The sequence below is a fragment of the Sphingobacterium sp. 40-24 genome, from assembly GCF_001899705.1.
Taxonomy (GTDB): domain Bacteria; phylum Bacteroidota; class Bacteroidia; order Sphingobacteriales; family Sphingobacteriaceae; genus Sphingobacterium; species Sphingobacterium multivorum.
The window spans coordinates 49,173-62,983 of record NZ_MKWH01000058.1; the positions used below are offsets into that span (position 1 = coordinate 49,173).

Annotated in this window: 9 protein-coding genes and 1 pseudogene; 3 read left to right on the forward strand and 7 right to left on the reverse strand. The window is 37.9% G+C overall.

The features are described 5' to 3' along the window. Nucleotides 1–33 precede the first annotated feature (33 nt). From BGP15_RS21430 to BGP15_RS21455, 6 genes are all read right to left on the reverse strand, one after another. Entirely contained in the window at nt 34–981 is a 948-nt protein-coding gene (locus BGP15_RS21430) for a hypothetical protein (RefSeq protein ID WP_286770714.1), read from the reverse strand. Between the two features lie 82 nt (nt 982–1,063). Next, complete coding sequence (locus BGP15_RS21435; protein ID WP_286770715.1) at nt 1,064–4,204, reverse strand: error-prone DNA polymerase; 3,141 nt, start codon at nt 4,202–4,204, stop codon at nt 1,064–1,066. 2 nt (nt 4,205–4,206) lie between these two features. Then, the gene (locus BGP15_RS21440; RefSeq protein ID WP_286770716.1) at nt 4,207–5,706 is read right to left on the reverse strand and encodes a Y-family DNA polymerase; all 1,500 of its coding nucleotides are present in this window, start codon (nt 5,704–5,706) and stop codon (nt 4,207–4,209) included. Nucleotides 5,707–5,708: 2 nt separating this feature from the next. Then, entirely contained in the window at nt 5,709–6,449 is a 741-nt protein-coding gene (locus BGP15_RS21445) for an ImuA family protein (protein WP_286770717.1), read from the reverse strand. Nucleotides 6,450–6,570: 121 nt separating this feature from the next. Then, entirely contained in the window at nt 6,571–7,305 is a 735-nt protein-coding gene (locus tag BGP15_RS21450; protein ID WP_286770718.1) for a LytR/AlgR family response regulator transcription factor, read from the reverse strand. A gap of 12 nt (nt 7,306–7,317) precedes the next feature. Then, nucleotides 7,318–9,195, reverse strand: a complete 1,878-nt coding sequence (locus tag BGP15_RS21455) for a sensor histidine kinase (RefSeq protein WP_286770719.1) — start codon at nt 9,193–9,195, stop codon at nt 7,318–7,320. A gap of 504 nt (nt 9,196–9,699) precedes the next feature. On the opposite strand from BGP15_RS21455, the gene lgt reads away from it, so the two are divergent. Next, nucleotides 9,700–10,518 (forward strand): prolipoprotein diacylglyceryl transferase, encoded by an 819-nt coding sequence (gene lgt / locus BGP15_RS21460; RefSeq protein WP_286751976.1) that lies wholly within the window; start codon nt 9,700–9,702, stop codon nt 10,516–10,518. Between the two features lie 63 nt (nt 10,519–10,581). Here lgt and BGP15_RS21465 read toward each other — a convergent pair whose 3' ends face one another. Next, on the reverse strand, nt 10,582–11,250 hold the full coding sequence (locus BGP15_RS21465; RefSeq protein ID WP_286770720.1) for a response regulator transcription factor: 669 nt from the start codon (nt 11,248–11,250) through the stop codon (nt 10,582–10,584). A gap of 338 nt (nt 11,251–11,588) precedes the next feature. On the opposite strand from BGP15_RS21465, the gene BGP15_RS21470 reads away from it, so the two are divergent. Together BGP15_RS21470 and BGP15_RS27015 are read left to right on the forward strand one after the other, a co-directional pair. Beyond that, the gene (locus BGP15_RS21470) at nt 11,589–12,209 is read left to right on the forward strand and encodes a hypothetical protein (RefSeq protein ID WP_286770721.1); all 621 of its coding nucleotides are present in this window, start codon (nt 11,589–11,591) and stop codon (nt 12,207–12,209) included. Between the two features lie 29 nt (nt 12,210–12,238). Further along, nucleotides 12,239–13,615 (forward strand): annotated as a pseudogene (locus BGP15_RS27015) (PAS domain-containing sensor histidine kinase); the annotation flags it as partial. Nucleotides 13,616–13,811 lie beyond the last annotated feature (196 nt).

Genomic DNA, 13,811 nt, shown 5'->3' on the forward strand with positions numbered 1-13,811 from the left:
GTTTTATCTTATTTTATATAAGGGTTAAGGCCGCTAATTTGCTGCCTTATATTTGTTCACTAAAGCATAATCATAGGGTATGCGCATACTCAAGGGACCAGCTTCCCACAAATCTGAATCAGGGAACAAGTAAAAGTCATAAGCATTACGCAGGAAATTTTCCCCATCGGGTGCTTCTTGCCATTTTTTCTGCGCTCTATTATAAAGTAGTATCATGCAACTCACGCAAGTTCCCTTATCTTTCATGGCCAGGTTTTCATAACACTTCCCTATTTTTACACTTAATTTTTGTTGAATAATAAGGTCCGTCAACCGTCCTTTGGTAAGGTGAATTAAAGCAAGCTGTGCATCTTCATCCGTTGGCGAATGTTTTGCGGGGTTCAATCGGTCGAACTGAGCCTGATATATTCGTGCTATTTCGGCCTGCCTCACATCCATTGGTAAGAGATTTGTATCTACGGGATGGAGGTCTTCAACATCGTCCACCTGGGTGGCTCCAACACTTAAGGCGATATTTTGTTTGGATGTGTCAGCATCTGCAGCAGCTGAGCTTTCATTTTTATCGAATAACTGCGTAAGTTCTGAAATATGATGTCCTATTTGATTAAAACCAACAACGTAATTTAAGATAACAAAAGCAAATAGTGCAAGGACAGAAAAAATAAAAAGTGCCTTCCAAATACTGGTCCGGTCATGCTCATTTGTTTCCACTTCCAAAAATGTAGATCTTTTGTGATCTGCTCTGTCAGCATCGTCACGATGTTCAATCCGGTCATAATCGCCTAAAAATAAGTCTTTACCATCAAAAAGATCAATTTGATCTTCTTGAAACATTTGCACTATATCCCGGGCAGCTTTATACTTTACATTTGCCGCTGTGGCAACCAGATCAATTGCGGCATTGACATCGCCCTGTTTAATTAATTCACGAATAGTTGCTTTATCAATTTCGATTGTATTTACGAGAATATTTTTAGTCATACCGTTTAATTTCTATGGATTGCTTCGCTATCGATTAGCACTGAACCATTTTATATCAAAAATCAGATTAATAAATGAAAGATCAATGAAAATTTCTTCCCTTATGAAAAATACCTGCAGCATTGTCGCCATCTGTTGTCAGATCTTTTAACAAACCTGACATATCAAAGCATCGTTCTGCTATTACATGAATAACCTCTCCTTCAACTTGAATTTTACCCGCGACCATCAGGAGTTTTGCGCGAAGAATTTCTTTTCGATATTTTTCAAATACAGTACTCCAAACGACAATATTTGCAAAACCGGTATCATCTTCAATGGTGATAAATAAAACACCTTTAGAGGTTCCTGGTCGTTGTCTAACCGTAATCAATCCGCATATTTTCACGAGTATATTATTTTTGATCAGACCTAATTTTGCTGTGGGCACGACATGGAGTAGATCAAGCTTACCGCGCAAGAAACTCACGGGATGTGCTTTAATGGATAGCGAGGTTCTTGCATAGTCGGCCACTACATGTTGGCTTTTCGTGAGCAATGGCAGTTCGATCTGTCCTTCTACTATACTTTCAGAGGGTTGACCTTCAAATAATGCAATCGGACGATCCGCCAATGCTGTAATTTCCCAAAGTGCTTGCCGACGATCAATACCTAATGATGTAAAGGCATCTGCATCAGCTAACTTCTCCAACGCAGTAAGAGATAGTCCAACATCCATCATACCAGTAATGGATGCATAAGCGGACTGCCGACCTTGTGTCAGCACAGCAGCCTCTTCCATTGAAAATCCTTTGATCTGACGTAAGCCTAATCGAAGGTCATGTGGTTTTCCAATTTCTCCTTCTAAGGTATTGTCCCACAAAGAATGATTGATATCAATAGGACGTACTTTTACACCGTGTTTCTGTGCATCAATAACAATTTGTGCTGGCTGATAGAACCCCATGGGCTGACTATTGAGTAAGGATGCTGCAAAAATATCCGGATAGTAATACTTAAGCCATGAGGACACATACACCAGTAATGCAAAAGACGCTGCGTGACTCTCTGGAAAACCGTAACTGCCAAAACCTTCCAATTGCTTAAAAACTCGATTTGCAAACTCTTCCGTATAGTTTTTCTTTACCATACCATCGACCATCTTTTTGTGAAAAGTCGACACCTGCCCTTTGGCTTTGAATGTAGCCATGCTTCGGCGCAATTCGTCGGCCTCTGCAGGTGTAAATCCCGCAGCAACAATGGCAATTTCCATGGCCTGCTCCTGAAAAAGGGGGACGCCCAAGGTTTTTTCAAGAATGGTTTGGATCTCTGTGCTTGGATAATCGACATCTTCCTCTTTATTTCGCCGACGCAAATAAGGATGCACCATATCGCCTTGTATTGGTCCAGGCCGTACGATAGCCACCTCAATAACCAGATCATAAAATTCGCGCGGTTTTAATCGCGGCAACATCGACATCTGGGCCCGGCTTTCGATCTGGAATACACCTAAGGTATCCGCATGACAGATCATATCGTAAACCTTTGGATCGTCTTTTGCCCCAATATCAGCCAGGGTAAACTCTTTTCCATAATGCTTTTTAGCGAGGTCAAAAGCTTTGCGTATACAGGTCAACATCCCCAAAGCAAGTACATCAACCTTTAGAAAACCCAGTGCCTCAAGATCATCTTTATTCCATTCGAGATTTGTCCGATTATCCATGCGGGCATTTATTAAGGGACAAAGCTCATGCAAATTACCTTGCGTAATAACAAAGCCGCCCGTATGCTGCCCCAATTGACGTGGAAAGCCAATATATTGGTGCGTCAATTCGAGAATTTTTCGCAAATGTTGATCTTCGGGATTAAAGTCCTGTTCAACCAAACGTTCCAAATTGATATCATCGTCCCAATGGCTACTCACTACCCCTGCTAAACGCCCTACCGCATCCATGGAAAGCCCCATCGCCTTGCCAACATCACGTATTGCGCCTTTGGAGCGGACCTGTGTGACAGTTGCTACGATAGCAGCACGATTTCGACCATATTTCTCATAAATATACTGGATCACTTCTTCTCGACGCTCATGTTCAAAGTCGACGTCTATGTCCGGCGGTTCATCGCGTGCATCGGACATAAATCGTGCAAATAAAAGCCTGTATTTTGATGGGTCAACAGAAGTAATGCCCAAACAGTAACAGACCGTAGAATTTGCTGCCGATCCACGTCCCTGGCATAAAATTCCTTTTTCCTTTGCAAACCGGACATAATCGTATACAGTTAAAAAATAAGAAGCATAATTTTTGCGTTCGATAAAATCAAGTTCCATTTGAATCGTTTCACGAACTGTTGCTGGAATATCACCATCAAATCGTTTTTTTGCCCCTTCCCAGGTTAAATAAGTTAATTCCTCCTGCGTCGTTCGACCATGGGATGATAATTCATCTGGATAGATGTACTTCAAATCATCTAGGGCAAAACGACAAGCATTGGCTATTTTTACACTCTGTGCTACGGCCTCAGGATACAGCCTAAACAAACGTTCAACTTCAGGTATTGATTTGAGATAACGCTCCGCATTAGGATGTAAATGAAATCCAGCCGTATGTATCGTACATTTTTCACGAATGCAGGTTAAAATATCCTGCAATTCACGCCTTTCAGGGACATGATAATATACATCACCAAGTACCACCCTCGGGATATCCAATTGTTCGCCCAGCTGATTTATCCGAAACAATAATTTAGCATCATCCCCACGATAGAGTTTTTTTATTCCTAGATTAAGATAGCCCTGGAGATGCTGTTGACATTCCTGAACAAACTCAATAAATGAATGTTCAAGCTCAAAACCCAACACCAATTTTTCAGGTGGACAAATAATGAATATAATCCCTTCAGCGTATTGAAATACATCGTTTTTATATAACTCGGATTTTCCTTTTTCGGTCCTTAAATTTCCAACAGTTAACAATGTTGAGAGTCGGCCATAAGCCTCTTTATCTGTTGGGTAGGCCAATAAACTTGGGCCATCCTGTAAATCTAAACGACAGGCAGGAATAAGTCGTATACCTACTTTTTTAGCCTCGATATGCGCACGAACGATCCCAGCAAGGCTATTACGGTCGGTTACTGCAACAGCATGATACCCCAATTGAGCAGCCCTTTCGATCAGTTCCTCAGGGTGTGAAGCACCTTCGAGAAAACTAAAATTACTTGTTATCTGTAATTCACAATAGCCCATGCTTAAGCAAAAAAACCGTGTATAAACCATTGATCCATATGCCCGTCATAATGTCCCGAACGATACAGCCAAAAACGCCGGCCTTGCAGATCTTCTACCGCATAGTAATCCCGATGTTCGCCTGGATCAATCCACCATTCACGCTCAATACGTTCGGGGCCATCTGCTTTTCTGATCGTATAGGTGTCTCCCTTATAACGGAACAAGATGGGGGGATAATCGGGTATGGGAGCTGTAACTATAATACGTTCCGGAACCTTCAATAATCGTGTCGGACGTGGTCTTGCCATTTGCCAGTCAACAGTTGCAACCTCATCTAGTGTAGTCGCTATTTTCATGGATCGTTCGGGCCAGTAATGTGCAGACGGAACATAGCGTGAAATCTCACAATTGGCGTCCCTACTTTTCAAGCGATCTAACAGTTCGGTAACTGTCGGGTTTTTGAGGCCAATTCTATTGTTCCAAAGATTTTCCTGAATAGGATCTGCGATTTCAACTTTAGAAACCTCCAAAGTAAATAATTCAATCCCCAATGCCGGTTCAATCTGTGGAATCTTTATGGCAAATAATTGAAGGATATGTTTGACCTGGGCAGTAGCACGATTAGTCTCAATGCTGATTGTCTCTAATTTCCCATCCACACGGTGGCAATTCAATTCAGCTGCACGTAATCCTTTCCCCTCTCCCGACAAACGTTTACACAACTTGTTTAATAACTCTTCCAGCGCCAGTTCAATACCATGTGCTGTACAGATGGGTTCGAGACAAGGTAATCGCTCTTCATACGGTAAATTAGCTTTTATAGGAAGAACAAATTCATCTTCCAGCCCCATGGCCTGATCCAGTCGAAGTAATAGGCTGTCACCAAATCTTCTACGCAAGACTGAACGCGGCATTTTTGCAAAACTTCCTATTGACTGTAGTCCAAGCGATTGCAACCTTTTCAATTGAACCTCTTCCAATCGTAGTGCTGCAGGGTGCAAGGGAAAAAGTGCCTCTGACTGCGCCTGTTCATTTATAATCGTATTTTCAGAACCAAAATGTGTGATAGCCCATGCGGCCCCAATGGTATCAGCAATGCCCATGCGCACAGTATAACCATGTTGTTTAAATTGAGAAACAATACTTGTTAAGTAAGTTGCCTCTCCACCCCAAAGATGTGCACAACCACTTATATCGAGCATAATTCCATCGGGCTCATCCAATGAAACCCATGGTGTATACCTTATGCACCAATCTGCTATGGAATGGAGTAATTTTTCAGCCAATCCAGCTTGCTCTTTGATGATTTTAAGTGATGGAATAAATGCCCGTGCATCTGCTATAGCCATACCTGCGTGTATCCCCGCTTGCTCTGCAAATGCGTTACACGCACTAACGATTAATTTTCCTTGCACAGCGACAGACAAAACAACAGGAACATCCTGCAAATGTGGCTTACAGACAGTAAGCCAATCTGTTTTTAAGTAACGAAACCAAAGGGACGCAAATCTTTTTTTCATGGCTAGCCTAAATTTTGATAATTATAGGTCCAATCTGTGATCTGCACATCTTTTTTGAGGAATGTTCTAAATCCTTGTGGAGACCAGATAATTTGTCCTTTGGCTGGATTACCATTTCTTACCTTAAGCAGCTCTACTTCCCAACAGGGGTAACCAATACCAGGTAATCCATCATCCGATTGACTAGGTAAAGAAGTAACCTTCCAACGTGCAGCACAACTCGTCGCCAACAAGATCTTGGGGGTATGTTGAAGTATAAATCCTGTCACCCGGCTTTTTTCTACGGCAAGTTGAAGGCGCCTTGACTGAATAAAATCCAGCTGATGTATTTCAGCCAATACGGCTGTTATGCCATGGCATTTCAACGCTTCTTCCATTGCCCATAAAACATCTCTTTCCCGTTTCATGGAGACAAAAACAATCGAGGCCGGATCAACTCCAAATGATTTGATAGCAGCAGGAAATACCGTTTGAATAGAGCCTATCCAAATACAAATCCCATCATTTTGCATCAGTTTTCCAAGCAAAGCACCAATAAATCCACAGGAAGCAGCACTATCCATGCGGTTAAAGCTAACAAATTCATGTATAACACCTTTGGGAAAGATTCCATTTGGAAAAGCTTTTTCCAAAGGCCCCAAATCTATAGCGCATTCATCATTCAAACTTTGAGCTACTCCCTGCCACGACAGTAAGTCTTTTTTAAGTTTGCTAATCAAAGCTTGTTTATCATCTAACATCATAGCCCCTCCTATTTAATAGTACATACAAATGTAATACTAAATATTTTAGTATTAAAGACGAAAGCTATATTTTTTAGCAAATAAACACAGTGCTAAAACGGAATCTTTACTATTTCAATTCTTACATATCATTCAAGAATTGTTGGATGACATCTTTTTTTCTGGTCGCAACAGGAATCATTTTACCATCAGACATTTCTATTTGGCCATCCTTGAAATATTTTTTAATATAATTGGCATTGATTAAATAAGATTGATGACAACGAATAAATTCAGATTCAGGAAGCATCGTTTCAAAATGTTTAAGGACTTTTGAAACCATCATCGGTTTATTGTCTTTGATATAAAATGTAGTATACCCTTTATCTCCATGACAATAAAGAATATCATCAATATTCACGATCTGGGTATATTCAAATGTACGAAGCGCTATCTTACGAGGTCTACTTGGAGATTTCAGATAGCTTTCGGCCATGCTTAATTGCATGCTATTGAACTTAAATTCCGTATTTTTTTTATAACATTTTTCAATAGCTTCCATAAATTGTTCTGGGACTAGTGGCTTTAATAAATACGCAATGGCACCTATATTTAGGGCTTCTATGGCATACTGGTTAAATGCTGTTATAAAGATGGTATTAATATCCAATTTCAGTTCTGAAAGGAAGGATAAACTGGATCCGTCTTTCAATTGAATATCGGCTAAAATAAGATCTGGATTAGATTCAAGCAATTCACGTTCTGCCTGGGCAATAGAGGGACTATAACCTACTATCTGAACATAGGGTATCGCATCTAACAGAGACTTAATATACAGATAGATGTTATGCTCGTCTTCAAGAATATAAACTTTCATAATTTCACGTATTTAATTAAAATATAAAACAAGTGGGATATAAATTTCTACACGATATCCACTTTTATCCTCTTTATAATTGGGTTTTATTTCAATCCTTGCTTTTTGCTTTGGATCAGTAAATAAAAGTTCAAGACGCTCTTTGGTAATCACCTGTGAAAGAGATGTCTTGTGCGCATTCTCTTTTTTATCTGTGCGCATTCCCCAACCATTATCACTGATAACAATATGCAATTGATCTGCTTGCTGATTAAAAAGAATTTGTAACTGTCCGCGATAATTTAAATTTTTGAAAGCATGTTCAATAGCGTTTTCAACAAACGGCTGAATCAACATGGGGGGAATCATGACATCGTCCACATCCAAATTACCGCTCTCAATTTCATAATCAAATACATCTTGATAGCGCATCTGCTGTAAAAGTATATAATTCTTTAATGATTTAATTTCTTGATCCAAATAAATATACTCCTCCCTATTTAATTCGAGTATATCACGAATTTGACGGGACAACAGGATGAGGTATTGATTTGCTTTTGCTTTTTGTTCACTACTGATCAAACCTTGCAAATTAGCTATAGCATTATAAATAAAATGGGGATTAAGCTGGTTTTGTCGTGTCTTTTGCTCTAAAATTAATTGTCTGTTTTCGGCAACTATACGCTGATTAATATTTTTCAACAGCTTTTGTTTATTCCGATAATAAATGAAGAATGCAATACTAAAGATCAGCGCAAATAAAATAACAAAAATCCAACGCTGTTGGACCATAATCTGATGGTTGAAGGCATTTGTTGTTTTTAAAAGCTGAATAGCCTGGTCCTTTTTTTCAGTTTCATATCGTGTATTGATCTCATTGATACGATCATTTTCAATACTTTTTGTGCTATTTTTATAATCCTGATAGGCTGAATCCAAGGTAAAATAAGCCCGTTCATAATCTCCTTTTAATGCATGTGCTACTTGTAGATTCTGGTAATAGAATAATTTATTTTGCTTGCCTTTATGTGTTTTGATAAACTGCAATCCAGCATTGAAATAATAGATCGCCGAGTCCACTTGATGATTATTCAAAAAATTTTTTGCCAAATTCGCATACGCATAGGCATTGAGCACCTTGCTTGAAGATAAATAATTAAAATACTTTTGGGATGCCTCTACTGCTTTTCGACTATTACCTATGCTAAAAAAATACTGCGCCTGTAAATTATACATGCGCATAATAATAGCAGAATCAGCCGTTTTATTTGCATAATATCTGCAGCTATCCAGTGTTAATTTTAATTTCTCAAAATCATGCAATTCAATATACTGTATAAATTTAATCTCCTGATAGGCCTGTGCAACATGTGGGTCGGATCTGTTGGGATGATAATGATACCACGACTCGTTATCTTTGAGTGCCTGGTTATAATCAGCGCGGCGATAATTTGCATTGGCCAATAGATTAAAAAAAAGAAAACTAAACCTACTTTTATTTGCTAATGCATATTCTTTCGCATCGATAATTTGTTCCATGATGCCAATAGTAGTCACATCATTAAAACTAAAATTAGTTCTTATTTTAAAGTAATCCTTTAGAACATGCAAATCGGGAGACATTGTTCTCCCATCAAGGTTTTTCAGCGCAATTTCTATTGAATCAATTTTATCATCCAACAAGTAGTTATACGCCAAAAAAATCCAATTATAGCCAGAAATATTAAAATATCTATCCTTAGCAAACTCCGTTGTCTTCTTTGCTATAATAGATTGATCCCTAAAATCCTGTAGAGCGAGAAATTTTAATAATGTGTCCTGATAGGTTAAATCAAGTGCCTTATCTTCAGTATGCGCATTATTTCTAGACGTCTGACGGTCACTTTGATAACAAGAAAGTAACTGTGCCATTAGCACGAGAGATAAAAAACAAAAAGTAAATCTTGTCAAATTTCGTATCATCAGAATATAACTATCTGTTTAAATTTACATGAAGGTCTTATATTTTTCCATTACCTCCTCCATTAACTATAATAAGCTTTCACAAGATATCAACAGCTATAAAAAAATAGGCAAGGCACTACGATCCATATCATGTTATCTATTGTCGAATATCGGAATATTATCAAAAAAACCAATATATACTTTCAAAAGTATTTAACCCCACTGATACTTATGTTAATATTCTTCCTCAGTAAAAACACCGAGTGCAATTATTGATCGCAGATAGAGTTAATTTTCTTTTACTTCCTACAAACATACAAATTGGTCAACAATGAAAACTTACTATTTAATAATCGCAATATATGACTCAATATTTGCATCGATAAAGAGAATTTCGTTTTTTTATCAAAACGTGTAACGAAATAGCCATACCACATACTTATATCATAAAGCATCACGCTAAAACGTAATATGGTAAATAACCTAATCTTTACTTACATAAACTGGACTATAGATAGTGATATCTTTGTTATTCCACTTATTGAACACCCTATTCGCTGGTACGGACTATTTTGGTTATTGGGTATTGTATTATGTTATAAGATATTAGGATCATTATTTAAGAAAGAAGGTCGGCCACCCGAGTTTTTAGATCAACTAACCATTTATATTGTTTTTGGTACTGTCATTGGCGCTAGACTAGGGCATGTATTATTTTACGATCCCGGTTATTACCTCAATAATCCCTTAAAAATATTAGCCATATGGGAAGGTGGGCTGGCAAGCCACGGTGGCGGTATAGGCATACTAATCGCAATCTATTTATTTGCAAAAAAACAGCAACTTCCTTTTCTCTGGGTTGCAGATCGGATTGCTTTGGTCGTCCCTTTAGCTGGTGTTTGCATTCGATTGGGCAACTTAATGAACTCTGAAATGATTGGCACAGCAAGTAGCTTACCTTGGGCCTTTGTGTTTACCCATATCGATACTATCCCCCGGCATCCAGCACAGCTTTATGAAGCCTTATTTTGTCTCTTATTATTCGTATTGTTATATCGTTTATGGAAAGAAAACAAGCTTCGACGTAACAATGGAAACTATTTCGCCTTGCTGTTGGTTTTGCTGTTTTCGTTCAGGTTTTTAGATGAGTTTTTGAAAATCAATCAAGAGCATTTTGAAGACTCCTTATTGATCAATATGGGACAGCTGCTTAGTATACCCTTCATTCTTATTGGAGCTGGTCTATTTATTTTCAATCGTTGTCGAGAAAGAATACCGAATATAACGTAATAGCATGCGCGGACTTCCAATAATAGCCCGCTACGTCATGCTCACCAAATACAGAAATGGTTATCATGATTTTTTTAATAAGCCATGTTGAAAAGCATATTTTACTAATTCCGCGGTATTTTTTACCCTTGTTTTATCTATCAAGCTCTGCCGATATCCTTCAACAGTACGCTTACTCAAAAAGATTTTATCTGCAATTTCTAAATTTGTAAAACCGTCAGCGATTAACTCTAATACTTCTAGCTCGCGATCGTTTATTTCCAGATCGAGGATGATATTCGAGCCCGCATCCCTATAAACTTGACCGAAAGAAACTTGTTCAAGCAGGGCTATACTAATTTCTTCGCTCATATAGCGTCCGCCTTCAGCGACATGCTTTAATCCAAAAAGTAATTCATTGTAACCTATATTTTTCAACAGGTAGCCTGAAAGACCATGTTCAAAACCTTCAACAACATAATGAATTTGATTTAGCATAGACAATATCACAACTTTGACCAATGGATATTTTTGACTGATGATTTTTAAAAGCTCCATCCCGTCCATATGCTCCATGTTTATATCAGTTAAAACAATATCAGGAGCTAAACCATTCGCCAATATAGACAGCGCTTCTGCACCATCAGATGCCTCGCCTATCACCGTAAATTCACCTTGGGATTCTAAAAGTAGTTTAATACCATTCCGTACGACCATGTGATCTTCAACCAATAGTATCTTAACCGTATTCATCTTCTATGGCATTTAAATAAAAACTTTCAATTCTATTTTCTTCCAAACTTATACTGCAACGATAATTTATCATATTCGCTATTTGAAATAAAAAAGAAACAGACTGCATAAACAAAATAAAGATACAACTTTCTATCCAGTCTACTGTCGACATGATGAGTTCACATTAAACAGCCTACAGGATCAACTGGCTAATAAAATAGTGGATTTCATCCCGTACGACAACTCCGGTCATTTATGGATAGAGCGAAAACTCATGAGAAAGGAACAATATTTGTATGCTATTAAATCAAGCTATAGCGATATCGCTTTAATCAATACTTAATTTTTGCTATGTTATGATATGTTCAGATAAAGATATTTTAGCCGTTCTCACCTCTTCATTGGATGCCTGCGCAATTTATGATAGTGCAGAACTCCATATTTCTTATGCAAGCACTAACATGTTAAAACTTTGGGGTTGTGATCAGCGTATTATTGGGCAGTGTCTTGAAAATTGTCTTCAACGAGAAGATTTAACACCCTATATCCCCCTCCTGAAAAATGTCTGGATAAACGGAAAAACTGCGGTCATTGAAAAGATAAGGATTAAACTCAAAACGGAAAATCAGGCTTCATTAGGTTATACGCACACTTTTGAATATCATCCGCTCATCGATGAAAAAGGTGAAATTTATGGCATATTTAATCAAATTAGACTGATACCTGAAAATGAAGACAAGTACCCACAAACGCAGGAAAAAAATACCATTGAACGAAAATTGCTACAAGATTTATTAACTCAAAAATATCTTATAGCAGGAAAACACTATAAGAGCCCAACGAATAATTACACCTTGTCATCTAAACATACTGAAGATCTCAATGAAAAACTTAAGGGGGCACTCAAGAAAATCATTGAGAGTGAAGAACATTATCATTTTGCTTTACAGTCGGCCGAGATGGAACATGGACCTTAAATTGTAAAAATTACTTAGTAAATTGGGATGAACGGACTCGGGAACTCTTTGGGTTTGCGAAAGGTGAGTATGTTCCATACAATGAAGTCCTTAAATATATTCATCCAGAAGATAGGAATAGAATCGATCAGGAAGTCAAAAAATCACTGACTTATCAAAACAAAGGTGTTTATGACGTACAGTTTAGAACCATTGGAGCACAAGATCTTCAGTTACGGTGGTTGCACTGTAAAGGAAGAGTATACTTTGACCAAGACCAACAACCCGAATGGTTTGCAGGTACCGCTATAGATATTACCACCCAGCATCAAGAACACGAAAAGCTTGAAACAATTCATCAACTTATCGCCAAAAGAGATCAACAGTTTAGAATGATCGTAGAAGCCGCCGGTATCGGTATATTTTCTATTGACATGGAAACCAAAACAATGGAACTCAATGATCGCTGCCGTGAATTATTTGGCTTCGATCAGCAAGACAACATCAAAGAAGCTGACTTTTTCGACCAAATCCTGCCTCAGTACAGAACTATCATCCATAATGTTTTTCTGGAAGTAACACATAAACAATCTCCTTTCGATTGTCAATGTGAAATAAAAGATAAAAAAACAGGTAAGATAAAATGGTTAAGGTCAATAGGTGGAAGTCAATTGGAATCGGATACAACAAGACATATGATCTACGGCGCTATAATAGACAGCACCAATGACAAGGAAGAAGAAAGGAAAAAACTAGACTTTATTAGTATCGCAAGTCACGAACTTAAAACACCGTTGACCTCACTAATTGCCTATATCCAATTACTTCAGGCCAAAGAAGGTACACTGAGCACCGAAAAGCGCATGCAATATCTCCACCAATCGAATGAGCAAGCAACGCGTATGCGCGGTTTAATTGACGGCTTTTTAAATGTTACTCAATTAAATGAGGGTAAGCTAGTGCTTCGCAAAAAGACATTTAACATTTGCTCTTTAATCGATTATATTCAAAATATCTATTCTTTAAAATCGGTAAAGCACTTCATCCATTATACAGGAGCAATAGATTCGAATTTGGAGATTACTGCCGATCGTGATAAAATCGAACAAGTGCTAATCAACTTCATGGACAATGCCATTAAATATTCACCCAGTAATTCAACAATTACCCTGCATGTGGCAATACAATCAGGTTATTTTGAAATCGAGATCAAAGACCAAGGAAAAGGCATCAATCACAAGGATCAGAAACAAATATTCAACAAATTCTATCGTGTAAATGACGATGCAGATTGTTACGCGTCGGGATTTGGCATTGGGCTGTTTATTTGCAAAGAAATTATTCAAAAACATCAAGGAGAAATTGGTGTCAACAGCCAGATTGGTCAAGGATCAACCTTTTGGTTTAAAATTCCGCTCAGTGCATAAAGCATAACGCGAGGTATTTTAAACAAATATTACCAATAGCAAACAAATATTACCAATAGCAAAAAAAAGCAACAGCTGAAATCAAATAACAACTGTTGCTCTAGCACTTATTTGAAGTAGTCAAGACTTAATCTGACAGTTGCGATAAATTAACAACTGTAAAATAGATTAGAGTTATGACAACACAAGAAAAAAT

What these genes read in the sequence shown, in the direction of transcription:
- BGP15_RS21430 (WP_286770714.1), bottom strand. Translation starts at nt 981, where the DNA reads ATGACTAAAAATATTCTCGTAAATACAATCGAAATTGATAAAGCAACT.
- BGP15_RS21435 (WP_286770715.1), bottom strand. Translation starts at nt 4,204, where the DNA reads ATGGGCTATTGTGAATTACAGATAACAAGTAATTTTAGTTTTCTCGAA.
- BGP15_RS21440 (WP_286770716.1), bottom strand. Translation starts at nt 5,706, where the DNA reads ATGAAAAAAAGATTTGCGTCCCTTTGGTTTCGTTACTTAAAAACAGAT.
- BGP15_RS21445 (WP_286770717.1), bottom strand. Translation starts at nt 6,449, where the DNA reads ATGATGTTAGATGATAAACAAGCTTTGATTAGCAAACTTAAAAAAGAC.
- BGP15_RS21450 (WP_286770718.1), bottom strand. Translation starts at nt 7,305, where the DNA reads ATGAAAGTTTATATTCTTGAAGACGAGCATAACATCTATCTGTATATT.
- BGP15_RS21455 (WP_286770719.1), bottom strand. Translation starts at nt 9,195, where the DNA reads ATGGCACAGTTACTTTCTTGTTATCAAAGTGACCGTCAGACGTCTAGA.
- lgt (WP_286751976.1), top strand. Translation starts at nt 9,700, where the DNA reads ATGGTAAATAACCTAATCTTTACTTACATAAACTGGACTATAGATAGT.
- BGP15_RS21465 (WP_286770720.1), bottom strand. Translation starts at nt 11,250, where the DNA reads ATGAATACGGTTAAGATACTATTGGTTGAAGATCACATGGTCGTACGG.
- BGP15_RS21470 (WP_286770721.1), top strand. Translation starts at nt 11,589, where the DNA reads ATGATATGTTCAGATAAAGATATTTTAGCCGTTCTCACCTCTTCATTG.